The 16,044-nt window shown below is 57.6% G+C and carries 17 protein-coding genes; 10 read left to right on the top strand and 7 right to left on the bottom strand.

Annotated features, from left to right (window positions below; translation table 11 throughout):
* Window positions 1-5: 5 nt before the first annotated feature.
* From sdhC to ACRZ96_RS12535, 6 genes are all read right to left on the bottom strand, one after another.
* Entirely contained in the window at window positions 6-389 is a 384-nt protein-coding gene (gene sdhC / locus ACRZ96_RS12560) for a succinate dehydrogenase, cytochrome b556 subunit (RefSeq protein ID WP_170395798.1), read from the bottom strand.
* 207 nt (window positions 390-596) lie between these two features.
* Window positions 597-1,268: a DUF1194 domain-containing protein gene (locus ACRZ96_RS12555; RefSeq protein ID WP_370644346.1), complete on the bottom strand. Its 672-nt coding sequence runs from the start codon at window positions 1,266-1,268 to the stop codon at window positions 597-599.
* Between the two features lie 66 nt (window positions 1,269-1,334).
* Window positions 1,335-2,363: a MaoC family dehydratase gene (locus tag ACRZ96_RS12550; protein ID WP_480814695.1), complete on the bottom strand. Its 1,029-nt coding sequence runs from the start codon at window positions 2,361-2,363 to the stop codon at window positions 1,335-1,337.
* On the bottom strand, window positions 2,363-2,569 hold the full coding sequence (locus tag ACRZ96_RS12545; protein WP_480814694.1) for a DUF1737 domain-containing protein: 207 nt from the start codon (window positions 2,567-2,569) through the stop codon (window positions 2,363-2,365). The genes ACRZ96_RS12550 and ACRZ96_RS12545 overlap by 1 nt, the downstream gene beginning before the upstream one ends.
* Window positions 2,570-2,581: 12 nt before the next feature.
* A complete protein-coding gene (locus ACRZ96_RS12540) occupies window positions 2,582-3,136 on the bottom strand; it encodes an NnrU family protein (protein WP_480707116.1) in 555 nt (184 codons plus the stop codon).
* A gap of 6 nt (window positions 3,137-3,142) precedes the next feature.
* A complete protein-coding gene (locus ACRZ96_RS12535) occupies window positions 3,143-4,000 on the bottom strand; it encodes an HpcH/HpaI aldolase/citrate lyase family protein (protein ID WP_170395792.1) in 858 nt (285 codons plus the stop codon).
* Between the two features lie 175 nt (window positions 4,001-4,175).
* Here ACRZ96_RS12535 and ACRZ96_RS12530 point away from each other — a divergent pair, with 175 nt between their 5' ends.
* A complete protein-coding gene (locus ACRZ96_RS12530; RefSeq protein WP_480814693.1) occupies window positions 4,176-4,475 on the top strand; it encodes a hypothetical protein in 300 nt (99 codons plus the stop codon).
* Here the strand turns inward: ACRZ96_RS12530 and ACRZ96_RS12525 are convergent.
* On the bottom strand, window positions 4,472-5,227 hold the full coding sequence (locus ACRZ96_RS12525; RefSeq protein WP_480772022.1) for a sulfite exporter TauE/SafE family protein: 756 nt from the start codon (window positions 5,225-5,227) through the stop codon (window positions 4,472-4,474). The two genes, ACRZ96_RS12530 and ACRZ96_RS12525, sit on opposite strands and share 4 nt — an antisense overlap.
* Window positions 5,228-5,388: 161 nt before the next feature.
* Between ACRZ96_RS12525 and mdh the strand changes: the two genes are divergently transcribed.
* From mdh to ACRZ96_RS12480, 9 genes are all read left to right on the top strand, one after another.
* Window positions 5,389-6,351 carry a malate dehydrogenase gene (gene mdh, locus ACRZ96_RS12520; protein WP_170353522.1) on the top strand — a complete coding sequence of 321 codons (963 nt, stop codon included), beginning with the start codon at window positions 5,389-5,391 and terminating at the stop codon, window positions 6,349-6,351.
* Between the two features lie 309 nt (window positions 6,352-6,660).
* Complete coding sequence (gene sucC, locus ACRZ96_RS12515) at window positions 6,661-7,854, top strand: ADP-forming succinate--CoA ligase subunit beta (protein WP_170395786.1); 1,194 nt, start codon at window positions 6,661-6,663, stop codon at window positions 7,852-7,854.
* Between the two features lie 83 nt (window positions 7,855-7,937).
* Window positions 7,938-8,819, top strand: a complete 882-nt coding sequence (gene sucD, locus ACRZ96_RS12510) for a succinate--CoA ligase subunit alpha (RefSeq protein WP_152456828.1) — start codon at window positions 7,938-7,940, stop codon at window positions 8,817-8,819.
* A gap of 34 nt (window positions 8,820-8,853) precedes the next feature.
* On the top strand, window positions 8,854-9,393 hold the full coding sequence (locus tag ACRZ96_RS12505; RefSeq protein WP_170408341.1) for a DUF805 domain-containing protein: 540 nt from the start codon (window positions 8,854-8,856) through the stop codon (window positions 9,391-9,393).
* Window positions 9,390-12,347 (top strand): 2-oxoglutarate dehydrogenase E1 component, encoded by a 2,958-nt coding sequence (locus tag ACRZ96_RS12500; protein WP_170408342.1) that lies wholly within the window; start codon window positions 9,390-9,392, stop codon window positions 12,345-12,347. Before ACRZ96_RS12505 ends, ACRZ96_RS12500 begins: the two co-directional genes overlap by 4 nt.
* Window positions 12,348-12,350: 3 nt before the next feature.
* Window positions 12,351-13,871: a 2-oxoglutarate dehydrogenase complex dihydrolipoyllysine-residue succinyltransferase gene (odhB, locus tag ACRZ96_RS12495; RefSeq protein WP_480814692.1), complete on the top strand. Its 1,521-nt coding sequence runs from the start codon at window positions 12,351-12,353 to the stop codon at window positions 13,869-13,871.
* Between the two features lies 1 nt (window position 13,872).
* Window positions 13,873-14,142 carry a hypothetical protein gene (locus ACRZ96_RS12490; RefSeq protein WP_170395780.1) on the top strand — a complete coding sequence of 90 codons (270 nt, stop codon included), beginning with the start codon at window positions 13,873-13,875 and terminating at the stop codon, window positions 14,140-14,142.
* Window positions 14,143-14,213: 71 nt separating this feature from the next.
* Entirely contained in the window at window positions 14,214-15,602 is a 1,389-nt protein-coding gene (lpdA, locus tag ACRZ96_RS12485) for a dihydrolipoyl dehydrogenase (protein WP_170465907.1), read from the top strand.
* Window positions 15,603-15,723: 121 nt separating this feature from the next.
* Entirely contained in the window at window positions 15,724-16,032 is a 309-nt protein-coding gene (locus ACRZ96_RS12480) for an EthD family reductase (RefSeq protein ID WP_170513910.1), read from the top strand.
* Window positions 16,033-16,044 lie beyond the last annotated feature (12 nt).

Below are 16,044 nucleotides of genomic sequence, written 5' to 3'. Positions count from 1 at the left end.
TCCCCTTAAAGCGCTACGGCTGTGATCAGAGCCAGAACAGTTGCCAGCACGAACATGCCAATGCCCATCTTCTCGGACACTTCAACATTCACGCAATATCCCAGATCCCAGATGACGTGCCGCAAACGGCCCAGCATGTGATAGAAAATGGCCCAAGCCGCGCCGAACATGATCAGATCACCCAGGAAACTGGTCATCAATCCATTGATCAGCTCAAAGGCGCTTTCCGATGTGGCCGCAGCAAGTAACCACCAGACGACCAACAAAGCCAAACCAAAAGACGCAAGACCCGTGATGCGCACCATAATCGAAGATATGGACGTCATCTGTGGACGATAGATCGTCAAATGTGGAGAAAGCGGGCGGTTGCCTCGATTTACATCGGCCATGTTGGCTCCTTTTCGGTTGGCTACCGAACGTTTTACTGTTTTTTACGACTCTGTCACGCGCTGCAGGTGCAAAATCCAGTAAATTTAACGCAAAATCGCTGATAAGCCGTGTTTGTGATCACACAAAATATTCTCGTGATCACAAATCACATTCGATACCGCCAATGTTAGCGTTTTCAATGAAAAAGCAATGTGATCACGAATCTATTATTGGAGCGGCGTCAGCCCTGCAGTCTGCTGTGTCACCTCGCGTAAAAGCTTCTTGCGAATACGTTCGGGATAATCCGCGAAGCCTGCTGCAGAGACGACAAAGGCCCCCTCGCCAACGATGACGTTCTCGAAGAAATAGGCTGTCAGATCGGGTTCACTTTCTTCAATCGCGATCGCGTTCACCGTGATGCCGCGATCCCGCAGTTTGGCGTGGATTGTCGATGGCTCGATTCCTTCATTCGAAATTCCGTCGCCCGAAAGATCAATAAGATGCCTTTCGCATTCGGGCACGTCGTCAAAGCTGGCAACCGTCATATCGAGCGCCTCACCTATCGCAGTTGAGAAGTTACGCCAGACACGAGGATCAGCTGCGACCTGATCAGCAAAACTGTCCAAGGTGTTAAAACTATCGATCCGGGTCCAGGGGATCGTGATCCTCTGGCGAGAACTGCCAGTCCATTGCACAAGCATCAGCCGAGCCTGTCCGCGCACCAAGGCCTCGGATACGATCGGGTCCCGCAGACCTGCGGCAAGACCGTCCATTTGGATACGATATTCCTCGGAATCAACCGAGCCTGAAACGTCTACGGCCAAGGCCAGAGCCAAATCACAAGCATAGGCCTGAGATGCCAGATACAGGCTGGCGGCGAGCGCACGAAACATCATCATGCGCCAAGCGTAGCATGGATTTCGTGGACCGTGATCACATGAATGTCAGCCGCCAGAAGGCATTGGCTACATTGGCATAAGAGCCCAATAATCCAAATCTAACAGAACGTTAGACAGGTACTTACCCTCATCATTGCGCAAAGTGAAAGGCTCGCCACCTTTGGTCGCAACCAAGCGCAAGCGGATGGCACCGATTCCGGGAGTTCCGGTCTCGGCCTTGTCCAAAATTTCGGACCAGGCTTTGATCGTATCGCCCGAGAAACAAGGGTTGGCATGGGCACCGCCGTTCAGGCCAACGATCATCTGCGCATTCGCCAGGCCATTAAACGATAAGGCACGCGCCATTGAGATAACGTGGCCGCCATAGATCAACCGTCCCTCTGGACGGAAGGTGAGGTCGAAATGCACTTTGGCGGTGTTCTGCCACAGGCGGGTGGCCAGCATGTGCTCGGCCTCTTCGACGGTCACGCCATCGACGTGATCAATCGTTTCTTCCGTGTTGTACGCATCCCAGCGGTGGTTTTCGCCGGATTGTACAAAATTGTATTTCGAGAAATCGAGCCCCTGCGGTACCACCAGATCGCTGACATCAAGCGCCTTTTTCAGATTGGGCACCACCGTCTCTGGTGCAGGCGCATCGAGGTTTGATTTGCGCACCATGACCCAGCGAACATACTCGATCACCACTTCGTCGCGCTGGTTCAGCCCGCGGGTGCGGACCCAGACGACACCGGTTTTGCCGTTTGAGTTTTGCTTGAGGCCGATCACCTCAGATTCAGCACGCAGCGTATCACCGGGGTAGACCGGTTGCAGCCAGCGCCCTTCGGCATAACCCAGATTGGCGACTGCATTCAGCGAGATATCGGGAACCGTTTTGCCGAATACCACATGGAAGGCCGCCAGATCATCGATCGGGCTTTGCGGCAGGCCACAATTCCGGGCGAACTCATCCGAGGAATAGAGCGCATGTCGTGCAGGGTAGAGCGCGTGGTACAACGCGCGCTCGCCTTCGGTCACCGTGCGCGGCACGGCGTGATGCAGGATCTGCCCGACTGAATAATCCTCGAAAAAGTTACCCGGATTGGTTTTTGCCATTATTGCTGTCCCAGTTTCATGACGGGGGTGTAATCAGCGGCGACCTCTTTGGTCACAGCCTGCGCGCAACGCATCACGTTATTTGCGGCGTCAAAGGCATAGGACGGGTCGCCATAAAGCTCCCATCCCTTTGCCAACGCGTCCGAGACCTTGTGGCAGAAGGCTGATGTGTCTTCCTCGGTCAACAAACGATAAAGTTTCGCCATTGATTAGGCCCCTTATCCACCAAACGGAGACGGACCAACCAGCCCGTGAATATAGCCCACAACGCCCAGCAGAACGATGGAGCCCACAAAGAACATGGCATCTTTGCCGTATGTGCCGGGTTCGCCCGGCGCCCAGTCTGGTTCGGATTTGTTGATCACGATCACTTCGACAATTGCCCAGGCCAGCAAGCCACCAAACAGGATGATCGAGGCCAGATCACCGTTCACCAACAGGTGCGCAAAGGCCCAGAGTTTAAAGCCACCCAGCATGGGGTGACGGACCTTGTTCAACAGGCGACCTTTGGTTCCCGCAGGGCTGGCCAGATAGAACGCGATCAACACCAGCAGGTTGTTGACGTGAATCAGAAAGGTTGGCGGCGCCCAGACATATATGAAATCGGTCATGCGATAACCGAAGATCATCAACAATACCGAGGCCACCAAGGCGAGCGCCACGGCGCCCTTGCCCGCGTCGCCCATGGCGGCACGTCGTTCCGGCATCGCGCGCTTAAAAAGATGTGCGGCCCACCAAAGTGCCACACCAAGGATCAGAAGAACAAAGCCCATACTGGCTTACCCCGCTTGCAAAGCTACTATCGCCTCTGCTTTTGCCAGAGTTTCGCGGGCAGTTACAACGTGTAGGTTTTCAACAATCTTGCCATCGACAACGGCGACCCCCTGCCCCTGCGACTCGGTTTCCTCGAAAGCGGCAATCTGACGGCGAGCCAGATCAATCTCATCCTCGGAAGGGGCAAAGGCGGAGTTTGCGATGTCGACCTGGGCCGGGTGGATCAGGGTTTTGCCATCAAAGCCCATGTCGCGGCCCTGGGCACACTCGGCGGCCAGACCGTCGGTGTCCTTGAAGGCATTGTAGACGCCATCGACGATGATCAGCCCCTCGGCCTTGGCCGCCAGCAGGCACAGGCCAAGCGAGGTCATCATCGGCAAACGGTCGGGGCGGAAGCGCGTCTGCAGCTCTTTCGCAAGATCGTTGGTCCCCATGACAAAGCCTGCCATCAGCGGATGTGCGGCAATTTCGGCTGCGTTCAGCATCCCGCGCGGCGTCTCCATCATCGCCCAGATCGGCAGGTCTCCGGTGATTGAGGTCAGCGCATCCACATCCGCAGCAGAACTCACCTTTGGCAACAGAACGGCATCTGCATCCATCTCGCGCACGGCTTCGGCATCCGCGCGCCCCCATTCGGTATCAAGCCCGTTGATCCGCACAATCTTGACCCGAGCACCATAGCCTCCGGCGGCCAAAGCCGCCTTGAGGGTCTCGCGCGCGTTCTCTTTCTCATCAGCCGCAACCGCGTCTTCAAGGTCAAAGATGATGGCGTCCACCGGCAATGTGCGGGCCTTATCAAGCGCGCGTTCACGCGAGCCGGGGATGTATAGTACCGAGCGATAGGGGCGTTGGCGCGGGTCCACTGGACTCTCCCATTGAAATAATGTTGCGCGGAATGGGGCATTTTTTGACGGAAAGTTCAAGAGCAAAATCGCCGCAGCGCAGCATTTCCTGCGCTGCGCAACGTGCGTTGCCTTAACGCGATGTCCTTTTGCCTACGGCACGCTGCTTTGAGGAAGAGCTTGAAAGGGGTGACCAATGAAAACGATTATGCTGAAAATGACGATTGGCTTGGGCATCATGGTACTGGCAGCGCAACAAGTCAGCGCACAGAATTGTGCGCCACGCGAGGACGTGATCAAGCGATTGGCAAAGTCCTATGGCGAAACCCGACGAGGCATCGGTATTGTGCGTCAGGGAGCGGTGATGGAGGTGTATGCCTCGGACCAAACCGGCAGTTGGACCATTGTTGTGACCTTGCCGGAAGGTGTGACCTGCCTGATCGCCTCGGGCCAGTCTTATGAAACACTGGCCGAAGCATTGCCGCCCAACGCCTAAACCAGCGCATCCCAAATAAGTTTGCTTCCCGTCAGGGTCAGCAAGACGTAGGCAATGTTGAAAAACAATCGTTCGGAGAGCATGAAATGCGCCCGGACGCCCAGCCAGGCCCCGAGGATCGCAAACGGGGTCAGCAACAGGTCTGCCAAGGCTGTGTGCCAAGTGAAGAGGCCCAGATAGGCGAAGGGCACGAATTTGACGGCGTTGATCACCCAGAAGACCAGCACGGTCGAGGCTTGAAATTCGGTTTTCGTCAGGCGTTGTGACAGCAGGTATACGGCGGCGGGTGGGCCGCCCGCATGGCTGACAAAGCTGGTGAATCCGGCGATAAGCCCGGCAAACAAACCCGCCGATGGAGGCAATTGGTTGGCAAAGCCCCGCACCCAGCCTCTGGTCTGGGCAACGTGCCAGATCACGAAACCGACCGATATTCCGCCAATCAACAGACGTAGCAGATCGTCATCCGTCGCACGATAAAGCCACGCGCCCAGCGCGATACCGGGTACTGCGCCCAACATCAGAAGGCGCGAATCCGGCCAGCTCCAGCGTTTCCAATACGGCTTTAACGTCGCCAGATCGATCACCATCAGTATCGGCAGCATTAGCGCTAGCGCCTGTCCTGGCGTCAGTATCAGAGCCAGAATCGACGAAGATGCAAACGCCACTCCCGAGCCGAACCCACCTTTCGAGATGCCCGCGAAGATCACCGCCGGGATCGCCACTGCAAAAAACATCAGGTTCATCTCGAACATCAGGCACCCCGGAAATATGCATGATTCACAGGCGGTTTAGCGCAATCGGCGGGGTGTGTGCAAACGGTATGCGGTGGCATGCCGCGCCGCAGAAGGCTTGCGTGACGCCGCTTTTGCGACTAGCACAACCGCGATTTCAAAACCGACCGGAGATATTCCAAATGGCCAGACCCAAGATCGCGCTGATCGGCGCAGGTCAGATCGGCGGCACGCTCGCCCACCTCGCTGCAATGAAAGAACTTGGTGACGTCGTGCTGTTCGACATCGCCGAAGGCACCCCGGAAGGAAAGGCGCTGGACATCGCCGAATCCGGTCCCTCGGAAGGCTTCGACGCCAAGCTGAAAGGCACCCAGTCCTATGAGGATATCGCCGGTGCCGACGTCTGCATCGTCACCGCTGGCGTGCCGCGCAAGCCGGGCATGAGCCGCGACGACTTGCTGGGCATCAACCTGAAGGTCATGAAATCGGTCGGTGAAGGCATCGCCGCAAACGCTCCGGATGCGTTCGTCATCTGCATCACCAACCCGCTGGACGCGATGGTTTGGGCGCTGCGTGAATTCTCGGGCCTGCCGCACAACAAAGTCTGCGGCATGGCGGGCGTTCTGGACTCGGGCCGTTTCGCACACTTCTTGTCGGAAGAGTTCAATGTGTCCATGCGCGACGTCACCGCTTTTGTTCTGGGCGGCCATGGCGACACGATGGTGCCTTCGGTACGCTACTCGACCGTTGCCGGTATCCCGCTGCCCGATCTGGTAGAGATGGGCTGGACCACGCAGGAAAAACTGGACGCCATCGTTCAGCGCACCCGTGACGGCGGCGCAGAAATCGTTGGCCTGCTGAAGACCGGCTCGGCTTTCTATGCACCGGCGACTTCGGCGATCGAAATGGCCGAAGCCTACCTGAAAGACCAGAAACGCGTTCTGCCCTGTGCTGCCTATTGCAACGGCGAACTGGGTGTCGACGGCATGTATGTCGGCGTGCCTACCGTAATCGGTGCAGGTGGCATCGAGCGCGTCGTCGACATCAAGCTGAACGAAGAAGAACAGGCCGGTTTCGACAATTCGGTCAATGCCGTTAAGGGCCTGATCGAAGCATGCAAGGGCATCGACAGCTCGCTGGCCTAAGTCACGAACCCTAGAACCAATGAACCGGCCCTCTTCAAGGGCCGGTTTTCTTTTACACGGTGCCAAGCTGGCTAAAAGATGTTCGCGCAAACGTCGCAAAACTCATCTATGAATGTGTTTTGTGGGCATGATCCCGGATCATCGAATCAATTTCCACGCCCCGCAATTTTTGTGATCACACCCCAAAAAACTGTGATCACAAATACTGAAAATCTTCGACAATTTCCCGTGACCGGTCAAAAAACTCTTTAATTTTGGCGCTTAGACACCCCTATAACGGTGTAATCGTAGTCAGACGGGACAATTTGGATGAACATTCACGAATATCAAGCCAAAGCGCTTCTTCGCAGCTATGGCGCTCCGGTCTCCGATGGTCGCGCAGTTCTGCGCGCCGAGGAAGCCAAAACCGCAGCCGGTGAATTGGACGGGCCGCTTTGGGTCGTCAAGGCGCAAATCCACGCGGGTGGTCGCGGCAAGGGTTCCTTTAAAGAGGCCGACGCCGGTGAAAAAGGCGGTGTCCGTCTGACCAAATCGGTGGAAGAAGCCGCCGAAGAAGCCAAAAAGATGCTGGGCCGCACGCTGGTCACCCATCAGACCGGCCCTGCAGGCAAGCAGGTGAACCGCATCTACATCGAAGCCGGTTCGGGCATCGAACGTGAACTTTACCTGGCCCTGCTGGTGGACCGCCAGACCAGCCGTATCTCATTCGTATGCTCGACCGAAGGCGGCATGGACATCGAAGAGGTGGCCGCTGCGACGCCTGAGAAAATCCTGTCCTTCTCGGTTGATCCCGCCACTGGTTATCAGCCCTATCACGGCCGCCGCATCGCGTTCTCGTTGGGACTGGAAGGCGCGCAGGTCAAACAATGCGTCAAGCTGATGAACCAGCTCTACAATGCCTTCGTCGAGAAGGACATGGAGATGCTGGAGATCAACCCGCTGATCGTCTCGGACAAGGGCGACCTGAAAGTACTGGACGCAAAAGTCGGCTTTGATGGTAACGCGGTATACCGCCACCCGGATATTGCCGAGTTGCGCGACACGACCGAGGAAGACCCCAAGGAACTGGAAGCGTCCAAATACGACCTGAACTACATCGCGCTGGACGGTGAGATCGGCTGCATGGTCAACGGTGCCGGTCTGGCGATGGCGACGATGGACATCATCAAGCTTTACGGTGCCGAGCCTGCCAACTTCCTGGATGTGGGCGGTGGCGCGACCAAAGAGAAAGTGACCGAGGCGTTCAAGATCATCACCTCGGACCCCAACGTCAAAGGCATTCTGGTTAACATCTTTGGCGGCATCATGCGCTGTGACGTCATCGCCGAGGGCGTTGTCGCCGCAGTGAAAGAGGTCGGGCTGCAGGTCCCGCTGGTCGTGCGTCTGGAAGGCACGAATGTCGAGAAAGGCAAAGAGATCATCAACACCTCTGGCCTAGACGTGATCGCGGCGGACAACCTGAAAGACGGTGCCGAGAAGATCGTGAAGGCGGTTAAAGGCTGAGTGTCATCCCGTAGGGTGGGCTTCAGCCCGCCTTTCCCAAGATTTTGGCGGGCAGAAGCCTGCCGTATAAAGGAGAACGCCAGATGGCAGTCCTCATCGACGAAAATACCAAAGTGATCTGTCAGGGCTTTACCGGCTCGCAGGGCACATTCCACTCTGAACAGGCCATCGCCTATGGCACCAAGATGGTCGGCGGCGTGACCCCGGGCAAAGGTGGGATGGAGCACTTGGGTCTACCAGTGTTCAACTCAGTCCACGAGGCCAAGCATGTGACCGAAGCCAACGCCTCGGTGATCTATGTTCCGCCACCCTTTGCGGCTGACTCGATCCTCGAAGCGATTGATGCCGAGATGGAGGTGATCGTCTGTATCACCGAAGGCATTCCGGTTCTGGACATGATGAAGGTGAAGCGCGCGCTGGAAGGTTCAAAATCGCGCCTGATCGGCCCGAACTGCCCCGGTGTCATCACGCCGGATGCCTGCAAGATCGGCATCATGCCCGGCCACATCCACAAGCGCGGCTCGGTCGGTGTAGTGTCGCGTTCGGGCACCCTGACCTACGAAGCCGTCAAGCAGACCACAGATGTGGGTCTGGGCCAGTCCACCTGCGTTGGCATCGGCGGCGACCCAATCAAAGGCACCGAGCATATCGACGTGCTGGAATGGTTCCTGGCGGATGACGAAACCGAGTCGATCATCATGATCGGTGAGATCGGTGGCTCTGCCGAAGAAGAAGCTGCACAGTTCCTGGCGGATGAGGCCAAGAAAGGCCGCAAGAAGCCCACGGCAGGGTTCATCGCGGGCCGCACGGCCCCTCCTGGCCGCCGCATGGGCCACGCGGGCGCCATCGTCGCCGGCGGCAAAGGCGGCGCCGAGGACAAGATCGAAGCCATGCGCTCGGCTGGTATTGTCGTGGCCGAAAGCCCGGCGCAGCTGGGTGAGGCTGTGCTGGAAGCCATCGGTTGACCAGAATTTGACTGCTTTGGGAGGAGCGGTAAACATGACTTTCGGCGAAGCCATTAAAACCTGTTTCTCCAAGTTTTTCACCTTTTCGGGCCGTGCCTCGCGGCCCGAATACTGGTTTTTTTTCCTGTTCATCGTGATCTGGAGCATCATTGCCGGGATCATCGACTGGCAGTTCTTCACTCAGGTCGCAGTGACTGAAACCGAAACATCCAAATCCGTCACGGCCACCTCAACAGGCCCGGTCCAAAGCATCGTCAGCCTGATTGTCTTCTTCCCGCATCTGGCCGTTGCATGGCGGCGGATGCATGATACCGGGCGCAGCGGGCTTTATGCTCTGCTGCCGATCCTGCTGATACTTGGTGCGCTTGCCGTCCTGATCTTTGGCATCGGCCTTGCCAGCCAGTTCCATGGCGGCACGTTGGATATCCTGTTCACCCGCGCAACTCTTCTTATTGTCATTCCGACACTTCTTGTCCTGTTTGTGTCGCCCCTCCTGGTTCTGTGGTGGCTGACCCGCCCCAGCGAACCAGGCACCAACCAATACGGTCCCAACCCATATGAGGTAGCCCAATGACCGAACACTCGCCCAACACCGCCTTTCATGCCTCAAGCTTCATGCAGGGGCATAACGCCGAATATCTGGAGCAGCTTTATGCCCAGTACACCAAGAACCCCGGTGCGGTCGACGCAGCCTGGGTCGAGTTCTTCAAGGCCATGGGCGATGACGCGCCGGATGTGCAGCGCGAGGCCGAGGGGCCTTCGTGGGCACGCAGCGATTGGCCTCCGATGCCTGCGGATGATCTGACCGGTGCGTTGACTGGCGAGTGGGCCGAGATCGACGCCAAGGCGGCAGGCAAGAAGATCAAGGGCAAGGCCGAAGCCAAGGGTGTTGAGGTCAGCGATGACCAGATCAAGCGCGCGGTGCTGGACAGCCTGCGGGCGCTGATGCTGATCAGGGCCTATCGTATCCGGGGCCATCTGGCAGCTGATCTGGACCCTCTGGGCATGCGGGCCGCCAGTACGCATCCCGAGCTGGACCCGAAGACTTACGGGTTCACCGATGCTGACATGGATCGACCGATCTTCATCGACAACGTGCTGGGCCTGCAGATGGCCAGCATGCGCCAAATCGTCGAGATCGTGAAGCGGACGTATTGTGGCACATTTGCCCTGCAGTACATGCATATCTCGAACCCGGAAGAGGCCGCGTGGCTGAAGGAACGGATCGAGGGGTTTGGCAAGGAAATCGCCTTTACCAAGGAGGGCCGCAAGGCGATCCTGAACAAGATGGTCGAGGCCGAGGGGTTCGAGAAATTCCTGCATGTGAAATACATGGGCACCAAGCGGTTTGGTCTGGATGGTGGCGAGGCGCTGATCCCTGCGATGGAACAGATCATCAAGCGCGGCGGCGCCTTGGGCCTCAGCGATATCGTGATCGGCATGCCCCACCGGGGCCGGTTGAACATTCTGGCCAACGTGATGGGCAAGCCCTATCGCGCGATCTTCAACGAGTTTCAGGGCGGCAGCTTCAAGCCTGAGGACGTGGATGGATCAGGCGACGTGAAATATCACCTCGGCGCCTCCAGCGACCGCGAGTTTGATGGCAACAGCGTGCACCTGTCGCTGACCGCAAACCCAAGCCACCTTGAGGCGGTGAACCCAGTGGTTCTGGGTAAGGTACGTGCCAAGCAGGACCAGTTGAACGACGAAGACCGCACCAAAGTGATGGGCATTCTGCTGCACGGCGACGCAGCCTTTGCCGGACAGGGTGTTGTCGCCGAAGGCTTCGGCCTGTCGGGTCTGAAAGGGCACAAGACCGGCGGCACCATGCATATCGTGGTGAACAACCAGATCGGTTTCACCACCGCGCCGCATTTCAGCCGTTCCAGCCCTTATCCCACGGATATCGCGCTGATGGTTGAAGCTCCCATCTTCCACGTGAATGGCGACGACCCCGAGGCGGTGGTGCATGCCGCCAAGGTGGCGACCGAGTTCCGCCAGAAGTTCCACAAGGACGTGGTGCTGGATATCTTCTGCTACCGCCGGTTTGGTCATAACGAGGGTGACGAACCCATGTTCACCAACCCGATCATGTACAAGAAGATCAAGACGCATAAGACCACGTTGTCGTTGTATACCGAGCGCCTTGTCAGGGACGGGCTTATCCCCGAAGGCGAGATTGAAGACATGAAGGCGGCCTTTCAGGCACATCTGAATGAAGAGTTCGATGCCGGGAAAGACTACAAGCCAAACAAAGCCGACTGGCTGGATGGGCGCTGGTCGCATCTGGACAAGCACAAAGACGAATACATGCGCGGTGAAACCGCAATTACACCAGAGACGCTGGCCGAGATCGGCACTGCTCTGACCAGCGCCCCCGAAGGTTTTGCGATGCACAAAACCGTGGGCCGGTTGCTGGACCACAAGAAACAGATGTTCGAAAACGGAACCGGCTTTGACTGGGCAACGGGCGAGGCTCTGGCGTTTGGCTCTCTGCTGACTGAAGGCTACCCTGTACGTTTGGCCGGACAGGACGCGACGCGTGGCACATTCAGCCAACGCCATTCCGGATTTGTCCATCAGGAAACCGAGGAACGGTATTACCCGCTGAACAATATCCGCAAGGGCCAATCACATTATGACGTGATTGACTCGATGCTGTCCGAATACGCGGTGCTTGGGTTCGAATATGGCTATTCACTGGCCGAGCCCAACGCGCTTGTTCTCTGGGAGGCACAGTTTGGCGATTTCGCCAATGGGGCACAGATAATGTTCGATCAGTTCATCAGTTCGGGTGAATCGAAGTGGCTGCGGATGTCTGGTCTGGTCACGCTGCTGCCGCATGGGTTCGAAGGGCAAGGCCCAGAGCACTCATCTGCACGGCTTGAGCGGTTTCTGCAAATGTGCGGTCAGGACAACTGGATCGTGGCGAACTGCACAACGCCTGCGAACTATTTCCACATCCTGCGCCGTCAATTGCACCGGACCTTCCGCAAGCCGCTTATCCTGGTGACGCCGAAGTCGCTGCTGCGCCATAAGCTGGCGGTCAGCAAGGCCGAGGAATTCACCACAGGCTCGAGCTTCCATAGGGTGCTGTGGGATGATGCTCAACAGGGCAACTCGGACACTAAACTGGTGGCAGATGACAAGATCAAGCGGGTCGTCATGTGCTCGGGCAAGGTCTATTTTGATCTGCTTGAGGAACGCGACGCGCGTGGCATCGACGACATCTACCTGATGCGGATCGAACAGTATTATCCTTTCCCTGCGCATTCGCTAATCAACGAGCTTGAGCGCTTCAAGGGGGCTGAGATGGTCTGGTGTCAGGAAGAACCCAAGAACCAGGGGGCCTGGACCTTTATTGAGCCCAATATCGAATGGGTTCTGACCCGCATTGGCGCAAAACACACCCGTCCGGTCTATGCCGGTCGCGCAACTTCGGCCTCGCCCGCGACGGGTCTGGCCAGCCAACACAAAGCCCAACAAGAAGCGCTGGTGAACGAAGCGCTGAGCATTGAAGGAAAGTAAACGATGACGATTGAAGTTCGTGTTCCCACGCTGGGCGAGTCTGTCACCGAAGCCACCGTTGCGACTTGGTTCAAAAAACCCGGCGATGCAGTCGCCGTAGATGAGATGCTATGTGAACTTGAGACCGACAAGGTCACGGTCGAGGTGCCCTCACCCGCTGCTGGCGTGATGGGTGAGATCGTTGCAGCCGAAGGTGAGACCGTGGGCGTCGATGCCCTGCTTGCCACGATAGCGGCGGGCGAAGCGGCTGCGCCTGCTCCGGCAGCGGCGGCCCCGGCCCCGGCCCCGGCGGCAGCGGCACCCGCAGCATCAGGCGGCAGTGTAGATGTGATGGTGCCGACATTGGGTGAATCCGTCACCGAGGCTACAGTCTCGACATGGTTCAAACAGGTCGGCGACAGCGTTGCACAGGATGAAATGCTGTGCGAATTGGAAACCGACAAGGTCTCGGTCGAGGTCCCTGCCCCGGCGGCAGGCGTTCTGGCTGAAATCGTTGCGCCTGAAGGCAGCACGGTCGATGCTTCTGCCAAATTGGCGGTGATCTCGGGCGCAGCCGCAGGTGCGGCAGCGGCTCCGGTGGCAGCCGTCGCCGCTCCGACTGCAGCCAGCACAGGTAAAGACGTGTCCAACGCTCCATCGGCTGAGAAAGCGATGGCCGAAGCTGGTCTGTCTGCGGATCAAGTCACTGGCACCGGACGCGATGGTCGTATCATGAAAGAAGACGTGGCAAAGGCAGTTGCAGCAGCTACGGCCCCAGCGCCTGCGGCGGCTGTGCCCGCCCCCGCTGCCCAAGCTCCGCGCGCGCCTGTGGCTGCCGAGGATGCGAGCCGCGAAGAGCGCGTGCGCATGACCCGTCTGCGCCAGACCATCGCCAAGCGCCTGAAGGACGCGCAGAACACCGCCGCGATCCTGACCACCTATAACGAGGTGGACATGACTGAGGTGATGGCCTTGCGCAACCAGTACAAGGACCAGTTCGAGAAGAAGCATGGCGTACGTCTGGGGTTTATGTCCTTTTTCACCAAGGCCTGCTGTCATGCGCTGAAAGAAGTGCCCGAAGTGAATGCCGAGATCGACGGCAATGACATCGTCTACAAGAACTTCGTGCATATGGGTGTGGCCGCAGGTACGCCGCAAGGGCTGGTGGTTCCAGTCATCCGGGATGCGGACTCCATGTCTTTCGCAGCGATCGAGAAAGCCATCGCCGAAAAGGGCAAGCGCGCCCGTGACGGTAAACTCTCAATGGCGGAAATGCAGGGCGGCACTTTCACCATCTCGAACGGAGGCGTCTACGGCTCGCTGATGTCTTCACCGATCCTGAACCCGCCGCAATCGGGCATTCTGGGCATGCACAAGATCCAGGATCGTCCCATGGTCATCAATGGTGAGATCAAAATCCGCCCGATGATGTATCTGGCGCTGTCCTATGATCACCGTATTGTGGACGGCAAGGGTGCTGTGACATTCCTTGTCCGCGTAAAAGAGGCGCTGGAAGACCCGCGTCGCCTGCTGATGGATCTGTAAGATGGCGACTCATGTACTGTGGCAAGCCGATGTGGCCGATTTCGATGCCTGGCTGAAGGTGTTCCGCGAGGATCAACCGATGCGCAAGGCCGCGGGTATCCGCGACCTGCATGTCTGGCGCGATCCAGATCAGCGGGATCATGCGATAGCGATGTTCGAGGTTATGAATCTGGATAAGGCCAAAGCCTTTTTTGGGTCCGAAGAACTGGCGATGCACCATGAACGCGGCGGCATTGCGCATATATCAATCAAGCTGCTGGAACCCGTTTGAAATATAGGTACCCGACCCGCCATACCGGATCGGGACGCTGCCGGATCAGCCGGTCGATTTAGGAGAATGTAATGGCAAATTATGACGTCATCGTAATCGGCGCCGGACCAGGCGGCTATGTCTGCGCCATCCGTTGCGCCCAACTGGGCCTTAAAACCGCAGTTGTCGAGGGGCGCGAGACGCTGGGTGGGACTTGCCTGAACGTGGGCTGCATCCCCTCGAAAGCATTGTTGCATGCCAGCCATCAGTTGCACGAAGCCGAACACAACTTTGCAAAGATGGGTCTGAAGGGGAAGTCACCTTCGGTCGATTGGAAGCAGATGCAGGCCTACAAGGACGAGGTGATCGATGGCAACACCAAGGGCATCGAGTTTCTGTTCAAGAAGAACAAGATCGATTGGCTGAAAGGTTGGGGCTCAATCCCTGCTGCGGGCAAGGTCAAGGTTGGTGATGAGGTCCATGAGACCAAGAACATCATTATCGCGTCGGGCTCTGAGCCATCGGCACTGCCTGGCGTCGAGGTTGACGAAAAGGTCGTGGTGACTTCGACTGGCGCGTTGTCTCTGGGCAAAGTTCCCAAGAAAATGATTGTGATCGGTGCCGGTGTGATCGGGCTTGAATTGGGCTCGGTCTACAGCCGTTTGGGCGCAGAGGTGACGGTGATCGAATTCCTCAAGGAAATCACGCCGGGTATGGACCCCGAGGTTCAGAAGACTTTCCAGCGTATCCTGAAGAAACAGGGTTTGAAGTTCGTCATGGGCGCTGCGGTGCAAAAGACCGAAGCCACCAAGACCAAAGCCAAGGTAACGTACAAGCTGCTCAAGGATGACAGCGAGCATGTCATCGATGCCGATACTGTGCTGGTGGCCACCGGGCGCAAGCCATATTCGGATGGGCTGGGGCTGGACGCTTTGGGCGTCGAGATGACCCCGCGCGGCCAGATCAAGGTCGGCAGTGATTGGCAGACCAACGTGCCGGGCATCTACGCCATCGGCGACGTGACCGAAGGCCCGATGCTGGCCCACAAGGCTGAAGACGAGGGCATGGCCGCAGCCGAGCAGGTTGCAGGCAAGCATGGTCATGTGAACTATGGTGTTATTCCTGGGGTCATCTACACTTGGCCCGAGGTGGCCAATGTGGGTGAGACCGAAGCGACACTCAAAGAACAGGGCCGCGCCTACAAGGTCGGCAAGTTCATGTTCATGGGCAATGGCCGGGCCAAGGCGAATTTCGCAGCCGACGGGTTCGTCAAGATTCTGGCAGACAAAGAAACCGATCGCATTCTGGGCGCGCATATCATCGGCCCCGCGGCCGGAGACCTGATCCACGAGGTTTGCGTCGCCATGGAATTCGGCGCATCAGCCGAAGATCTGGCCCTGACCTGTCACGCTCACCCGACCTATTCCGAAGCAGTGCGCGAGGCGGCGCTCGCCTGTGGTGACGGGCCAATTCATAGCTGACCAAACCTGAGCAGGTCCTCTACCTAGTCTCCTTGAGCGGCACCCCGTGTCGCTCAAAACCATTTGCGGCAGGTGATCAGACGCGGTTTACTGACTCCATTGCTTTTGGAAAGGAAGTCAGATGAGCGTCAGTTTACAGGTGATCTATCCCATAGGTACAGAAACACATTTCGATTTCGACTATTATGTCGACACACATCTTCCGCTTGTCGGCGAGCACATGGGGTCACATATCGAACGTACGGTCGTAACCAAAGGCATTGCGGGAGGCCCTGAAGCGCCAGCAGGTCATTACGCGATCGCAACGATCATGTTTGAAGATCAGGACGCCATGAACGACGCTATGTCAAAGGCAGGCCCTGTCCTGGCCGATCTGCCAAACTTCACCAATGTCAAACCGCAGATGCTGATCGGTGAGGTGATCGGCTGAATCAGAGCCATC

Source organism: Ruegeria sp. CF1, from assembly GCF_056537445.1.
This window is presented reverse-complemented; position numbering and strand designations above follow the sequence as displayed.